We start from the raw sequence: 656 nt of genomic DNA, 5'->3' as shown, positions 1-656 counted from the left end.
CCTTGTACTTCTGCATAGTCTCTTCAAGAATCGCTTCGGCCTGATGGCCTGCTGACGCCATTAACGTATCGTCGTAATCCAGTGAGATCATCGACAGTACAACGTCTTTCACCAAAGGGTGCGCAGAGCGGATAAAGGATTCAGAACAACAGGTACATTCCAGTCCGTGCAGCCACAGCACAGGGGTACGTTCCTTGGTTTCCATGGCATTGGCAATACGCGGTGCAAACGCAGGGCCCAGGCCTAATGCAGCAGCGGTCAGGCTACAATACTTCAGGAAACTGCGACGGGTAATCCCCTGTCGCCGCATGACTTCGTAAAAGGTCTCTAATTGGGACATTCGGTCCTCCGGCAGTGATACCGCTGAAGTTACACTTACCTCAAATTTGCACGGCCAATGGTCTTGGTTTTTGTTCTGATGTAAGTTGCGTTCAGCTATTATTTTTCTAGGCTATGTTCGGATTAACTGTTGTTGAATCGAAAAGAGCCTGTTTTCGTTAAGGTTTTCTGGAGTATCCATAAACCTGAACCAACCTAGGTAGTGTTCCAAGTATTTTGTGGCTACTCCGTGAAACCGTTTTATCCACGCTTTCAGACGGCTGTGATAGGCGTTAACATTTTGAATGTGAAAGACTTTATCTATCACCTTAACTCCT

The 656-nt window shown here is 47.0% G+C and carries 1 protein-coding gene and 1 pseudogene; both read right to left on the bottom strand.

All coding sequences use genetic code 11. From position 1 onward, the window contains the following. Positions 1-340: twin-arginine translocation signal domain-containing protein (locus tag GY843_RS00510; protein ID WP_297305759.1), on the bottom strand; the 340-nt coding region annotated here is incomplete at its 3' end. A gap of 111 nt (positions 341-451) precedes the next feature. Continuing rightward, positions 452-656: pseudogene (locus GY843_RS00505) on the bottom strand (IS1595 family transposase); the annotation flags it as partial.

The organism is Neptuniibacter sp. (assembly GCF_024231755.1).
Lineage (GTDB): Bacteria > Pseudomonadota > Gammaproteobacteria > Pseudomonadales > Balneatricaceae > Neptuniibacter.
This window is presented reverse-complemented; position numbering and strand designations above follow the sequence as displayed.